General features: G+C 35.6%; 11 protein-coding genes and 2 tRNA genes. 10 read left to right on the top strand and 3 right to left on the bottom strand.

Annotated features, from left to right (window positions below; translation table 11 throughout):
* Window positions 1–101: 101 nt before the first annotated feature.
* Both M983_RS15815 and M983_RS15810 read left to right on the top strand, forming a co-directional pair.
* Window positions 102–1,304, top strand: coding sequence for an MFS transporter (locus tag M983_RS15815; protein ID WP_066753195.1), 1,203 nt, complete (start codon window positions 102–104; stop codon window positions 1,302–1,304).
* Window positions 1,305–1,410: 106 nt separating this feature from the next.
* On the top strand, window positions 1,411–2,517 hold the full coding sequence (locus M983_RS15810) for an alpha/beta hydrolase (protein ID WP_066753193.1): 1,107 nt from the start codon (window positions 1,411–1,413) through the stop codon (window positions 2,515–2,517).
* 415 nt (window positions 2,518–2,932) lie between these two features.
* Here M983_RS15810 and M983_RS15805 read toward each other — a convergent pair whose 3' ends face one another.
* Entirely contained in the window at window positions 2,933–4,096 is a 1,164-nt protein-coding gene (locus M983_RS15805; RefSeq protein ID WP_066753190.1) for a pyridoxal-dependent decarboxylase, read from the bottom strand.
* 805 nt (window positions 4,097–4,901) lie between these two features.
* Between M983_RS15805 and sodB the strand changes: the two genes are divergently transcribed.
* Both sodB and purR read left to right on the top strand, forming a co-directional pair.
* The gene (sodB, locus tag M983_RS15800; protein WP_066753187.1) at window positions 4,902–5,480 is read left to right on the top strand and encodes a superoxide dismutase [Fe]; all 579 of its coding nucleotides are present in this window, start codon (window positions 4,902–4,904) and stop codon (window positions 5,478–5,480) included.
* A 481-nt stretch (window positions 5,481–5,961) separates the two neighbouring features.
* A complete protein-coding gene (gene purR, locus M983_RS15795; RefSeq protein WP_066753184.1) occupies window positions 5,962–6,987 on the top strand; it encodes an HTH-type transcriptional repressor PurR in 1,026 nt (341 codons plus the stop codon).
* 17 nt (window positions 6,988–7,004) lie between these two features.
* Here the strand turns inward: purR and punR are convergent, their stop codons facing one another.
* Window positions 7,005–7,907, bottom strand: coding sequence for a DNA-binding transcriptional activator PunR (punR, locus tag M983_RS15790; RefSeq protein ID WP_066753181.1), 903 nt, complete (start codon window positions 7,905–7,907; stop codon window positions 7,005–7,007).
* A 118-nt stretch (window positions 7,908–8,025) separates the two neighbouring features.
* Between punR and punC the strand changes: the two genes are divergently transcribed.
* Window positions 8,026–9,243: a purine nucleoside transporter PunC gene (gene punC, locus M983_RS15785; RefSeq protein WP_066753179.1), complete on the top strand. Its 1,218-nt coding sequence runs from the start codon at window positions 8,026–8,028 to the stop codon at window positions 9,241–9,243.
* A gap of 300 nt (window positions 9,244–9,543) precedes the next feature.
* Window positions 9,544–10,698, top strand: coding sequence for a cyclopropane fatty acyl phospholipid synthase (cfa, locus tag M983_RS15780; RefSeq protein WP_066753174.1), 1,155 nt, complete (start codon window positions 9,544–9,546; stop codon window positions 10,696–10,698).
* Window positions 10,699–10,853: 155 nt separating this feature from the next.
* Here cfa and M983_RS15775 read toward each other — a convergent pair whose 3' ends face one another.
* Window positions 10,854–11,501, bottom strand: a complete 648-nt coding sequence (locus M983_RS15775; protein ID WP_066753171.1) for a riboflavin synthase — start codon at window positions 11,499–11,501, stop codon at window positions 10,854–10,856.
* 306 nt (window positions 11,502–11,807) lie between these two features.
* On the opposite strand from M983_RS15775, the gene M983_RS15770 reads away from it, so the two are divergent.
* The 4 genes from M983_RS15770 (at window position 11,808) to pykF (ending at window position 15,410) form a co-directional block, all read left to right on the top strand.
* Complete coding sequence (locus M983_RS15770) at window positions 11,808–13,181, top strand: MATE family efflux transporter (protein ID WP_066753168.1); 1,374 nt, start codon at window positions 11,808–11,810, stop codon at window positions 13,179–13,181.
* A 156-nt stretch (window positions 13,182–13,337) separates the two neighbouring features.
* A tRNA-Val gene (locus M983_RS15765) sits at window positions 13,338–13,414 on the top strand.
* 36 nt (window positions 13,415–13,450) lie between these two features.
* Window positions 13,451–13,527: transfer RNA gene (locus tag M983_RS15760), tRNA-Val, on the top strand.
* Between the two features lie 470 nt (window positions 13,528–13,997).
* The gene (pykF, locus tag M983_RS15755; protein WP_066753165.1) at window positions 13,998–15,410 is read left to right on the top strand and encodes a pyruvate kinase PykF; all 1,413 of its coding nucleotides are present in this window, start codon (window positions 13,998–14,000) and stop codon (window positions 15,408–15,410) included.
* Window positions 15,411–15,532 lie beyond the last annotated feature (122 nt).

Genomic DNA, 15,532 nt, shown 5'->3' with positions numbered 1-15,532 from the left:
TTCTCACAAGTTTATGAAGATTACGCCTACTAATTAAATTATCACCTATATGCGATGATAATGTCTATTAAATATCGTAAACACAAAGGTGAATAGAACCGATGGATAATACAATTCTTCGAGAACAAAAATCTCCTGAAAGAGCGAACTGGAGTGCCGTTTTTGCCATGACACTTTGTGTTTTTGTATTGATAGCCTCTGAGTTTATGCCAGTGAGCTTATTAACACCTTTAGCCACTGATTTTCAGGTGACAGAGGGAATGGCAGGACAAGGTATTACAATTTCGGGTTTTTTTGCTGTTGTAACCAGCTTATTTATTTCTGTCCTTACTCGTCACTTAAATCGTAAAGCTTTATTACTAGGACTTACGCTATTGATGGGTGTTTCAGGGGCAATGATTGCTTTAGCTCCTAATTATTACATTTATATGGTGGGTAGAGCACTTATCGGTATTGTTGTGGGTGGCTTTTGGTCTATGTCTGCTGCAATAGCAATGCGTCTTGTACCAATAGAAGAGGTTTCTAAAGCATTGGCTATTTTTAATAGTGGTAATGCGTTAGCAACCGTTATTGCAGCACCATTAGGAGCATATTTAGGTGCAACTATTGGATGGCGAGGGGCTTTTTTGAGCCTAGTCCCTATCGCGATTATCACCATTATTTGGTTATGGATGAGCCTACCGACAATGCCGGCTGACTCAGATAACCATCAAAATAGATCACAAGTTTTCAATATTTTTAGCTTTTTTAAATATCGAGTCGTTACGTTAGGTATGCTCGCTATTGGGTTATTTTTTATGGGGCAATTTACCTTATTTACCTATGTGCGCCCTTTTCTTGAAACAGTAACAAAACTCGATATTTCGATGGTAACTTGTATCCTGTTATTGATTGGTATTGCTGGGTTTATTGGGACATTACTTATCAATCGTTTATTAAATAGAGGATTTTATCGCACACTTATCGTCATTCCACTATTGATGGCTAGCATTGGTGTGTCGCTAATTTTCTTCGGCCATTCTCTTTTTGCTGTGATTGCATTACTGAGTATTTGGGGATTTATTTCGACCGCAGCACCTGTTGGATGGTGGAGTTGGATACCTCGAATATTTTCAAATAACGCAGAAGTAGGAGGCGGTTTAATGGTTGCCGTTATCCAAATTTCTATTGCCTGTGGCGCTTCTGTGGGGGGCATATTATTTGATTTAGGAGGATATGAAAGTGCTTTTGCGGTGAGTGCTTTACTTCTGGTTATTGCCGCAACACTTGTTCAATTCACTGCGAGGGCTGAGAAAGAAAAATAATATGTTTAAATTTTATAAAGAAATAATTATTAGTCTTTAATATCCATTGGTTAAGTTATTCAATAAGCTTTCCTAAGAAAATGAAGAATAGAAGAGGATATATATTATGAATAATGAACGTCGAGCATTATTAAAATTAACGGGCGTAAGTATTGCCGCTGCAAGTATGACATCAATATTTACTGCTACAGCATTATCGCAATCAAAGACGATGATTAATCAACAATGGGATAAAACTTTTATGAAAAGCGATAAAGTTGAATATAAAAAGGTTACATTTAAAAATCGTTATGGTATAGCGTTGGTGAGTGATTTATATCAACCTAAAAATATAAGAGAACCATTAGCTGCGATTGTATTAAGTGGGCCATTTGGCGCGGTAAAAGAGCAATCTTCTGGGTTATATGCTCAAACATTAGCAGAACGTGGTTTCATCACATTGGCATTTGACTCTTCTTTTACGGGAGAAAGTAGTGGTGAACCTCGAAATGTTGCTTCTGCGGATATTAATACGGAAGATTTTAGTGCAGCTGTCGATTTTTTAGGACTACAGCCAAATGTGGATCGTGAGCGTATCGGTGTGTTAGCTATCTGTGGATTAAGTGGGATGGCTTTAACTGCTGCCGGTAGTGATCCACGTATTAAAGCTGTGGCTACCGCATCAATGTATGATATGTCTCGTAGTATCAGCCGTGGATATCAAGATAGTTATACTCTTGAAGAAAGACATAAGGTGATTGATTATCTTAGCCAGCAGCGTTGGAAAGATGCAGAAAATGGATACAATGCGCTCGGTTATCATGAAGTACCCTTTGATGAAAATGGTCATATTATTGAAGGTCAGCGTGTTTTACCTGAAGTATTACCGAAGAATGCACCACCTGTATTAGCAGCATTCTTTGATTATTATCGTACTACTCGAGGTTTTCATCCTCGTTCAATTAATTCGACTACAGCATGGACGGCAACAACACCGATATCTTTCTTTAATTTTCCTATGTATGCCAATATTGAAATGATATCACCAAGACCCATCTTGCTGATTGCAGGGGAAAATGCACATTCGCGTTACTATTCAGAAGATGTATATAAATTAGCATTAGAGCCTAAAGAATTATTAATTATTCCGAATGCTGATCATGTTGATTTATATGATAATTTAAATAAAATCCCCTTTGATAAAATTACAGCTTTCTTTCAACAGAACTTATAACATTTAATTATTCTTACTGATTAAATCATAATACCTATAAATAAAGTAAAAACATGTTTGTCATGGATTAAGAGTATTGGATGATTGTGGTTTATTATTAAATCCCACGAACGTCCTTTACTCTATAACTACACTTTTATATCACTTTTGTTTTAATACTTATAAACAGATTGAGATATATGTTAGTTCTGCTTTTGGCACAAAGCAGACTGCTGGCTCATATATAATTCAATGCTATAACAGCATAAGTTCTAATCTTGAGCCAATACAATTAATTATTAAATATAGTTTTGAATCAATAAGTTATATGTTTAATATTTTTTTAACAACCAACTAACTGATTATTGGATAAAGTATAAAAGCCCCTATAAAACATCCTGGGGCTAATCAAAATATGAAATATGGATAAAGCAATTTAAGAGATAGTTTGCTGCTGAGTCAATTTTAATGCCTTAGTGAAATCAGCCACAATCTCTTCGCACATTTTTCTATTTACATGTTCCATAACATAAATGTGCAAATAAACATTATTTTTTACAAGATGGTATTTGTTATCTATTTCATGTAAATACTCTGGCAACATTTTTTCTTCTAAAGAGATTAAAGGAATAACAATAGATAACCCAGCAGCCGCTCTAAAAGCAGAAGTGATCCCCATTGATTTAAACGATTTCATTAAATAATCACAATTATCAAATGAGTCTTTTACTATCTTTTTTAATCCCTCGTTACCAAGAGAACAAAGTCTTGAATAAACAATATCAGCCCTAAAACCATCACGACTACCATAAATCATAATATCTTTAATACCAGAAAGATAAGGAATTGAAGTGACATGATTTTTAAAATTATCAATAACATTTTTTCTAGCAATAAAGAGATTCCCTGGCATAGGTGTACCTAGTACTTTATGAGTACTAATCGTCATAGATGAGATTTTTTTATTATGAAATGAAAATGTCCTTGGATCTTGTTTTAATTCATTTTCATCTATAAAAGGAATTAACGCTCCACCTAAAGCTGCATCAAGATGAATATAATACTCACATGAGTATTCATCCATTATATTAGTACATTCTTCAATTGGATCAAACGCACTCGTCATCGTTGTGCCTGCTGTAAATACCGCCACTATATTTTCTTTCTTTTTTATTTTTTCTCTATAATCATTAATATCTATTTGGCCTGTTTCTAATGTATCGATAATGATGATTTTTTTAAATCCAAGTAAGCTTGCAAATTTATAAATGCTATAGTGTGCATCTTTTGAAAATATAAGTGTTGCATCTGGATAAAGTTGTCTTCCTATCCACATTCCTTGTAAGTTACCAATTGAAGAACCCCCACCAATATAGCCCCAACATTCATTAGAAGAAAGTCCTAGCCATTGAGCAAATAATTCAATTGCCGCTTTTTCTTCCCTCATTGTATTAGGTAAAGGGCATGCATCAGGTTCATAACAATCGCCTAAATTATTGGTAAGATAACTTAATTGTTGATAATGCTTTTTATCATTATATAAAGATTCTAAGGAAGATAAATTGACTTGTATACCCACGTAATTATTTATTTTATTCATCAATAAAAACCCTTCCAAATGAAATAAGTAGTTTTACTATAATTCACTATATTTATATTTTCAAAGAATTAATATTGATAATTTGAAGTGTGTGCACTTTCTAAAAATACTGACAAATAAAATAATAACATAAATTATAATAGTTAATTAAAATCAATGCGTTAATGTTATTTAACTGTTTTTATTTATTTTTTAACGTATGTATTTTGCTTAAAATAAATCAACTCAAGCATCAAAAGGTTTACTTTTAATAACAAAAAAACAAATAACATTAAGAAATGATTTTTAATTAATTTAGTTTACATGATAAATGAATGGAGTTTGTCAAAAAACAAAGAATCGATATATTATATTTTTATATAACATCTTACATACAACATCTTAGTAAGATATAATTTCTGTTTTATAAAATAATCTAAATAATATTAAAAATGTCACACTAATATTAATTTTTATATTTCCAGCAATATAAAATTGAGAATAACTCACATTCTATATTTGTAATTGTTAATAATTATCATTAACAAATACTATGCTAATTTTAAAGACTAGTTGTATAATCAAAAAATTAAAATGACAGCTAGGTAAATATTTTAATATTTGCTTTATCTTAATAAAAGGTTAGTTCATATTATTACTAATATCGATAAATACATTTCGCTGTTATTTTATCTATTTTTTGTTAAAATAATTAGCAAATAAGTAAAAATTGAGTTATGCATTTGCCTCATTTTGTTGATTCTATGATTTCAATAAAATGAATTTAGGCACAAAACCCGAAATAGATAGTATAAAGGAGTACGCAATGTCTTTCGAATTACCAAAATTACCCTATCCGTTAGATGCTCTAGAACCACACATCTCTAAAGAAACGCTAGAATACCACTACGGTAAACATCACCAAACCTATGTAACTAACTTAAATAACTTAGTAAAAGGTACTGATTTAGAAAATAAATCATTAGAAGAAATTATTAAATCTACAGATGGCGGTATTTTTAACAATGCGGCACAAGTCTGGAACCATACATTCTATTGGAACTGCTTAGCACCAAATGCAGGTGGTGCGCCAACAGGTAAAATCGCGGATGCAATCAATAGCACGTTTGGCTCTTTTGATGAGTTCAAAAAACAATTTAATGATGCAGCGGCTAAAAATTTCGGTTCAGGTTGGACTTGGCTTGTTAAGAAAACAGATGGCTCGCTAGCCATTGTTAATACATCAAATGCAGCAACACCTATTTCTGGTGATGACAAACCATTATTAACCGTTGATGTATGGGAACACGCTTATTATATCGATTATCGTAATGCTCGTGTAAAATACTTAGAAGAATTCTGGGCACTGGTTAATTGGGCATTTGTTGAAGCTAATTTTGCTTAATTAACTTAATTATTCTCAAAAATGAAAATTTATTTTTGATAACATAATAAAAAAGGGCGCTATTTGGCGCCCTTTTTTATATTTAGATATCCGCTTATTTAAGGATTAATCGAATATTTATAAAAAATGATTAGAAAAGCATCGTGGTAAATAAAACAATAACGACTAAAGCAGCAATTGCTGTACTTAAACCAAGTTTCAGATCCGTATCCATCTATTTTCCCTCAAAATGATTATAATACATTAAAATTAACCATAATCTTATCATGGTAATTATTATTGCATATCAAAATTTGCTAAAATAGCGATTAGTGCACAATTTATAACATTGATTAATACTTTCACTTTTGAGCTAGATCATACAAAATTCATAGCTAATCGCTAAATTATTGCCAGTGTTTGCCCTATGTAAGACTATACTGGCAGCTAAACCATAAAATTAAATAAAAGAGACCCATGAAGGTCAGGAGTTTTCCACACCATGGCAACAATTAAAGACGTGGCAAAACGCGCAGGCGTATCAACCACAACTGTTTCTCATGTGATCAACAAAACACGTTTTGTTGCTGAGAACACACGAGCTGCAGTTTGGACAGCTATTAAAGAATTAAATTATTCACCTAGTGCCGTTGCGCGTAGTTTAAAAGTCAATCATACCAAATCTATTGGCTTATTAGCCACGTCAAGTGAAGCCCCCTACTTTGCTGAAGTGATTGAAGCCGTTGAAAATAGTTGTTATAGCAAAGGGTACACCCTGATCTTATGTAATTCACATAATAATCTTGATAAGCAAAAAGCTTACCTTGCAATGCTTGCTCAAAAACGTGTTGACGGTTTGCTGGTGATGTGTTCTGAATACCCTGATCATCTTATCTCTTTATTAGAAGGATACCGCAATATTCCAATGGTTGTGATGGATTGGGGTAAAGCTCGCGGTGATTTCACGGATACCATTATCGATAATGCGTTTCACGGTGGCTACATCGCAGGGAAATATCTTATTGAACGAGGACATCGTGAAATTGGTATTATTCCAGGCCCTCTAGAACGTAATACAGGTGGCGGTCGCTTACAAGGTTTCTTAAAAGCAATGGAAGAAGCTAAAATCCTCGTAAAAGAAGAATGGATTGTACAAGGCGATTTTGAGCCTGAATCAGGTTATAAAGCGATGCACCAGATGTTAAGCCAAAAACATCGCCCAACTGCTGTTTTTTGTGGTGGTGATGTGATGGCTATGGGCGCTATTTGTGCTGCTGATGAGCTTGGCTTACGTGTACCTACTGATATTTCTATTGTCGGTTATGACAATATTCGTAATGCACGCTATTTTTCACCAGCATTAACTACAGTCCACCAACCTAAAGAGCGTTTAGGCCAAATGGCGCTGTCGATGTTGCTTGATAGAATAGTAAATAAACGAGAAGATGCTCAAACTATTGAAGTACATCCGCGATTAGTTGAACGTCGTTCTGTCGCTGATGGCCCATTTATTGATTATCGCCGTTAATAACTCTTTTTAGACCTCTATCGAAGCCACTCCTCATTTAAGGTTTGGCTATCACCAAGATAATTTAATAACCATGTTAAAGCGGGCGATTTACTTTTATCGACCCAAGTCAGGCAGCATGGGCTGTCTGGCAATGGCTGTGCAAGTTTTAGGGATACTAGTTTGCCTTGTTCAATTAATGATTCGGCTTTATGCCAAGGCACCATGCCTACACATAAGCCATCTAGGAGGCACTCTAGGCCAACATCCCATGTAGGCACAACCATTCTACGTTGATTATTTAAAGCCCAGGTATCGCGTTTAGGTAAGCTACGTGAGGTATCTTCTAAACATAGACTTGCAAAAGGACGCATTTCATCGTCAGTTAATGGATGCGTTGCTTGTGTTAGTGGGTGGTCAGCACGACAAACACAACGCCATGGCATAAATCCCATATCTTTAAAACTATAGCGCTCACCTATTGGTGAAGCTCTTGTGGCACCAATAGCCAAATCAACACGACCATTAACTAAAGAATCCCAAACACCATTAAACACTTCAGGATAGATGTATAGTTCAATATCCGGAAAATGACGATAAAAGTCGAGAATAAGTTGTTGTGTTCTTTTAGGTTTAACAATGCAATCTACTGCTATACTAAATTGTCCTCGCCAGCCATTAGAGACTTGCTGGCATAAATGGCGTGTGTCATTCATTTTTTTGATAACAGATCGGGCCTCTTTAATAAAAATTTTTCCCGCATCGGTTAATTCTACATCACGGTGACGACGTTCAAATAAAGGAACAGCAAGCCATTCCTCTAATTGTCTAACGGTATAACTAACAGCGGAGGGCACTCTGTGTAATTCTTGAGCAGCAGCACTAAAACTACCTGTTCTAGCGACTGCATCTACAACATCTAAAGAGTATTCTGACCACATAGAGTTTATTCCTTTGAAAATTTTTCACAGCATCAACCAAATATTCCCGTTTCACAAGCAATTTAGGTCTTAGTTACAATATATAAAATGTTTTACTTCACATATATAGAAAATTAAAATGAATTTAAATACTTCTAAACAATCGAATTCGTCCTTGGGCTTCATGGTATACCTTGCAGGCTTAAGTATGCTGGGTTACTTAGCTATCGATATGTATCTACCTGCTTTTGGTATGATGCAACGTGAACTTTCTATTAGTGAAGGTGCTATCAGTAATAGTCTAAGTATTTTTTTATTTGGCTTTGCTGTTGCTCAGCTACTTTGGGGGCCTCTATCCGATAAAATAGGACGTAAACCCGTATTACTTATCGGCTTAGGTCTATTTTCAATAGGCTGTCTCAGTATGCTTTGGGTAGATGGCGCAACAAGCTTATTAGCCATGCGCTTTTTACAAGCCTTTGGTGTATGTTCTGCAGCTGTAATCTGGCAAGCACTCGTTATCGACCGTTTTGATGAATCTAACGCACAACGTGTTTTTGCCTTAATCATGCCTTTGGTTGCTTTATCTCCTGCATTAGCCCCTTTAATTGGTGCGTCATTATTGCAACACGGTGGCTGGCGTATGATTTTTATCTTGCTGATGGTTGTTACCATTTTATGGATGTTACCAACATTAGCACTTAAAAATATCAAACAAAAAACGGTTTCTGGCATAGCTAAATCGAACGTTTCTTTTATGACTTTGTTAAAATCCCCTGTATATACAGGTAATGTTTTAATTTATGCCTCATGTAGTGCAGGTTTTTTTGCTTGGTTAGCTGGCTCCCCTATTATTCTTGAAAAAATGGGATATTCTCCACAGGATATTGGATTAAGTTATATTCCTCAAACTATTGCCTTTATGGTGGGTGGTTATGGCTGTCGTATTCTATTATCTAAAATGACAGGCAAAACATTATTACCTCTTCTTCTTATCGGCTATGCGCTGAGTATGACTGCGTTATTCATTGTTGCTAAATATACCCAACCCACGCTGACTACTATCTTAATTCCATTTTGTATTATGGCTGCAATGAATGGAGCTTCTTATCCTATCGCTGTTTCTAATGCCCTTTCGGCATATCCTGAAATCAGCGGCAAAGCTGCAGCTTTACAAAATGCGCTTCAATTGGGTCTTTGTAGCTTAGCCAGTTTTATTGTCTCAGTATTTATCAGCCAACAACCCCTTATTAATACTACGGCTATTATGGCGTTAACTTCTATTCCAATGGCTTTGGGATACTTCATTCAACGCAATAAAACCGTTATCAAGCACACAGTTCAAGCAACTGAATAAAGTTCCCGCTTTCTTTTAAGATTAATCCCAAAAAGGCCTTTTTTTTATAATGGCCTTTTTCTTTTATAGAGAAAAATAATTTACGTCTCTATACTTACTTGACGCTGTAATGGCATTTTTTAATTTTCTTTCGGATTTTAAGATATTTAAAAATTTATTAGTGAGTTATGTCAGATTAGTTATCTTATTTTTAATTACGCCTTTTTAGCGTAATTGGGCATAAATTTTTACTACGATAAGTCTGGATATTTCCCTTTCTTTGTTTTTCTTAAAACCCGCTTAGTTTACGCCGGAGAGTATATGAGTACATCTTGTGTAGAAGAAGGCCGAAAGACCTCCAATAATCCGTATCAACGGATTGCTACAGAACTGCTTGCACAAGCAGACATTACGATTAATGGCTCTGAACCATACGATATTCAGGTTCACAATAAAAACTTTTATAAAAGAGTATTACAGCAAGGTTCGTTAGGCCTCGGCGAAAGTTATATGGATGGCTGGTGGGATTGTGAACGCCTTGATATATTTTTTCATAAAGTTTTACGTGCAGGACTTGAAAATAAGTTACCCAACAATTTGCGGGATATTTTCAAAATAGCGACTGCGCGTTTGTTTAACCTGCAAACACAAAAAAGAGCATGGATGGTGGGTAAAGAGCATTATGACTTAGGTAATGATCTTTTCACTGCAATGCTTGATCCTAATATGCAATATTCTTGTGGTTATTGGAAAGATGCACAAACACTCGAAGAAGCTCAAGAAAATAAATTAGATCTGATTTGTCGCAAATTAGAACTAAAACCCGGAATGAGCTTATTAGATATTGGTTGTGGATGGGGTGGATTAGCTGCTTACGCTGCAAAAAATTATGGTGTCGCAGTAACTGGTGTCACTATTTCTGTAGAGCAACAAAAATTAGCGCAAGAACGTTGCCAAGGACTTGATGTTAATATTATCTTAGAAGATTACCGTGATTTACATGAGAAATTCGATCGTATCGTTTCTGTTGGTATGTTTGAACACGTTGGTCCTAAAAATTATGACACTTACTTTACTGTTGCACGTCGTAATTTGAAGGATGACGGTCTTTTTCTGTTACATACTATTGGCTCTAATCACGATAAAGTAAATGTCGATAGCTGGATAAGTAAATATATTTTCCCTAATGGTTGCCTCCCTTCTATTCAAAAAATTGCACAAACAATAGAAGGTAAGTTTGTCATGGAAGATTGGCATAATTTTGGTGCTGACTACGATAAAACGCTAATGGCATGGTATCAACGCTTTTTAGAGTGCTGGCCTAGTATCGAATCTAATTACACTGCGCGTTTTAAACGTATGTTTACATATTATCTTAATGCTTGTGCAGGTGCCTTTCGTGCAAGAGACATACAATTATGGCAAGTGATGTTAAGCCCTAAAGGGAGAATTGGTGGTTTACAAACACCACGCTAAGTTAGTTTTCTCAAATGACAAAAAGCCAGCTCACGAGTTTGAACTGGCTTTTTATTTGATAATAATCTGAAAATGACAATTTTGTTCTTTTTTCTTTCTCTTTTTAGAGAATAGCTAGACAACAAAATTATCTGACAGAGTCTAAATTATTTATTTTATTCTTGCTGACTTTCAACTTGCAGACTTGCTTGTAAGGCTTGCTGAGCCATAACTCGCTCAACAGTATCTACTATTGCCTGTGTTTGCGAATCAAGTTCAATATTCACTTTATCGCCAAGGCGTTTATACCCTAATGTTGTTCTATCACGTGTTTCTGGAATAAGATGAACACAAAAACGATTATTAACAACTTCACCAATTGTTAAGCTTATTCCATCAATCCCTACAAAACCTTTATGTAAAATATATTTCATCAATTCTTTATCGAACAGACGAAACCAAACTTGTAGATTATTTTCTGATTTTACAATTTTGGCAATTTCTGCTGTTGTTGCAATATGACCAGACATGACATGTCCGCCAATTTCATCACCATATTTAGCAGCTCGTTCAATATTAACAAAAGAACCCACTGTCAGTTCTCCTAAATTAGTTAAACGAAGCGTTTCTTTTACTAAATCAAAACTTATTTGATTATCGTTAATATGAGTAACGGTTAAACAGCAACCATTATTAGCAACAGATGCTCCTAATTCTAAATTTTTAGTTAGCTCTGGTGATAATTCAATAATATGAGTGCGAAAGTCACCTTTGTCTTCAATCGCAATAACCTGCCCTTTCCCTTGAACAATACCAGTAAACATCTTACATCTCCTTCGGTCGATAAAACGGGTTGATTCTTATTCAATAAATTGACGTTAGAATAACATAGCTCGTATTAATACAAAGTCACATTTAGCGTTTTTGTTTTCGGTGTATAATTACCGCTAAATATAATCTAATCATCATTAAAAAATTATCAAAATCCTGCGGTTAAACAGCATATCTTTCATTGATAATAAAACTGTTATCGATAAAATAAGCGCTCTTGAGAATTATTTTACGTCATTTTAACAATAAGACGTTCATTCTTTCCTTTACGTTTTCTATTAATAAATAAAGGTGTATGCGTGCAGAAGTACATAAAAGAAGCGCGTAGCTTACTTGCTCTTGGCATTCCGGTTATCATTGCTCAGTTCTCTCAAACTGCAATGGGTGTTGTTGATACCGTTATGGCGGGTGCTGTCAACGCCACAGAAATGTCTGCTGTTGCTGTAGGTACGTCAATTTGGTTGCCCACTATTTTATTTGGTCAAGGTCTATTAATGGCACTGACGCCTATCATTGCTCAATTAAATGGCTCAGGGCGACGACAACTTATAGCAAACCAAACACAACAAGGTTTCTGGCTAGCAACATTCTTATCAATATTAATTATTGCGGTTTTATATAGCAGTCGGTTTATTATTGAAAGCCAAGAACATATCGACCCTGAATTAGCAGAGAAAGCAGTTGGCTTTATTCACGCAATTATGTGGGGTGCACCTGGTTATCTTTATTACCAAGTATTAAGAAGTCAATGTGAAGGTTTATCAAAAACAAAACCTGGTATGATAATCGGTTTTCTTGGATTGATGATTAACATTCCTGTTAACTACGCATTTATTTACGGTAAGTTCGGTGCTCCACAATTAGGGGGTATTGGTTGTGGTGTTGCAACAGCATCTGTTTTCTGGGCTATGTTTTTAATGATGCGTTATTACGTTAGTAAAGCGCCTACACAACGTGATGTTCGTCCTAAAAAACGCTTTGTTTCACCTGACTTTTCTATCTTAAAGCGCATTACCTATTTAGGATTACCCATTGCGTTAGCACTATTTTTTGAAGTTACGCTATTTGCTATTGTGGCATTATTAGTCGCACCTTTAGGGGTCACTGCTGTTGCGAGTCATCAAATTGCTCTTAACTTCAGTTCGTTAATGTTTATGTTCCCATTATCTCTGGGAATAGCAGCAACTATTCGTGTTGGCTATAACTTAGGACAACGCTCAACAGAGCAAGCGCGGGTTTCAGCAATAACAGCATTAGCTGTCGGACTTATGCTAGCAAGCTGTACCGCAATATTCTCTATTATTTTCAGAGAAAAAATTGCAATAATGTATAACGACAATCTTGAAGTTGTTATTCTTGCTTCACATCTCATGTTATTTGCAGCGCTTTATCAGTTATCAGATTCCGTGCAAGTTATTGGCTCGGGTGTATTACGTGGATATAAAGATACGCGTTCTATCTTTTTTATTACCTTTACAGCATATTGGATAATCGGCTTACCATCAGGTTATATTTTAGGCCGAACTGATTATTTAGTAGAGGCGATGGGCCCCGCAGGATTTTGGATTGGCTTTATTCTTGGATTAACGGCATCTGCTATTATGATGGGATCGCGTATTTGGTGGATACAGCGCCAATCTGATGATGTTGTCTTATTACGTTCTGAGCGATAAAAAACAAAAGCTGTTATTATTTTGGCAAAGGAACGACACAAATATCAACAAATAGCTTTAAATACGAGCAATTGAATATAAATTTGTGTTTTTCCTCTTGCCAGAACAGCAACATACCGCTAATATTCGTCCCCGTTGTCACTCACAATAAAGTATGCGTCCATAGCTCAGTTGGTTAGAGCACCACCTTGACATGGTGGGGGTCGGTGGTTCGAGTCCACTTGGACGCACCATTTAATTGAGTTACAATTCAAACATATCTATATAGTGCGTCCGTAGCTCAGTTGGTTAGAGCACCACCTTGACATGGTGGGGGTCGGTGGTTCGAGTCCACTCGGACGCACCATTTCTCTTATACTTCCTTATTTTTTATTATTCATCCTCGTTATTGACCAGAACCCTCTTTACTCATTTTCATTGCGCAACAGAGTTGTTCAAAAAACAAACGAACAATATGTTATTTTGATCACATTCATTAAATTTTTCTATTTTAGATTTTATTCAGATAAATTAAGCACTATAATACAAACTGCAAAGTTGTTGAAAGGTTTCAGCTTATTGATTTACAGGCATCTTTAGAAAATAGAACATATGAAACGAGATGGACTATACTGTATAGTATCTGTTACCCTTTAAGACAAAACTTATTTGCAAAATAATGACAAGATTTTTTTGATGTTGCTAAATCATAACTGTGTTGCGCAACTTTACTGTTTAGCCGTTAACGCAACCTGTTATACCCTTTATGTGAAATTTATTTAATAGCGACATCAATCCCTATTCATCCATTACAAAAGAATCGTTAAATAGACTGCCATGAAAAAGACTAAAATTGTATGCACCATCGGACCTAAAACCGAATCGGAAGATAAACTGAATCAATTACTGGACGCTGGCATGAATGTTATGCGTCTTAACTTCTCTCACGGTGACTATGAAGAGCATGGCAACCGTATCAAGAATCTGCGTAATATCTGTGCTAAAACAGGCAAAAAAGCCGCTATTCTATTAGATACTAAAGGCCCAGAAATCCGTACCATCAAACTAGAAGGTGGTAACGATGTCTCTTTAGTTGCTGGCCAAACTTTTACGTTTACCACTGACTCTACTGTTGTTGGTAATAAAGATAAAGTTGCCGTGACTTATCCAGGCTTCGCTAAAGACTTAACAGTGGGTAACATTGTTTTAGTTGATGATGGCCTTATCGGAATGAAAGTTACCGCTGTTTCTGATACTGAAGTTGTTTGTGAAGTATTAAATAGTGGTGACTTAGGCGAGAACAAAGGTGTTAACTTACCTGGTGTTTCAATCGGCCTACCCGCTCTTGCAGAAAAAGATAAACAAGATTTAATTTTTGGTTGTGAACAAGGCGTTGACTTTGTTGCGGCTTCTTTCATTCGTAAACGTTCTGATGTTGAAGAAATGCGTGCTCATTTGAAAGCACACGGTGGCGAAAACATCCTTATCATCTCAAAAATTGAGAACCAAGAAGGCTTAAACAATTTCGATGAGATTTTAGAAGCATCTGACGGTATCATGGTTGCTCGTGGTGACTTAGGTGTTGAAATTCCTGTTGAAGAAGTTATCTTTGCACAGAAAATGATGATCAAAAAATGTAATGAAGCGCGTAAAATCGTTATCACTGCAACGCAAATGTTAGATTCAATGATCAAAAATCCACGCCCTACTCGAGCAGAAGCGGGTGATGTCGCAAATGCTATCTTAGATGGTACTGATGCGGTTATGCTTTCAGGCGAAAGTGCAAAAGGTAAATACCCTGTAGAAGCAGTAACAATTATGGCGACAATTTGTGAGCGTACTGATCGCATCATGAAATCACGCCTTGAAGCAAACCAATTAGGTGCAAAACTACGTGTAACAGAAGCTGTTTGTCGTGGTGCTGTTGAAATGGCTGAAAAATTAGAATCTCCATTAATTGTTGTTGCAACTTATGGTGGTAAGTCAGCTCGTTCAATCCGTAAATATTTCCCAACTGCTCCTATCTTAGCGTTAACCAATAACGAAGAAACTGCACGTCAGTTAATCTTAGTAAAAGGGGTAACAACTCAGTTAGTGAAAGAAATCGCTTCAACTGATGATTTCTACCGCATTGGTAAAGCTGCTGCATTAGCAAGTGGTTTAGCACACGCTGGTGATCGTGTTGTTATGGTAACGGGTGCATTAGTTGAAAGCGGAACAACCAATACTTCATCGGTTCACGTTCTGTAATAATTTCAATATATCATTCAGTTAAACGTCACTCTCTTGAGTGGCGTTTTTTTATATCTCTATTCCATATTTATATTTATTCCTTTTGATTTTATTGTTGGGTAGCCATCAAAAACATCACC

It is taken from the genome of Proteus myxofaciens ATCC 19692, assembly GCF_001654855.1.
Taxonomy (GTDB): domain Bacteria; phylum Pseudomonadota; class Gammaproteobacteria; order Enterobacterales; family Enterobacteriaceae; genus Proteus; species Proteus myxofaciens.
Note: the sequence above shows the minus strand (reverse complement) of the source record. Positions and strands in the feature narration are given on the sequence as shown.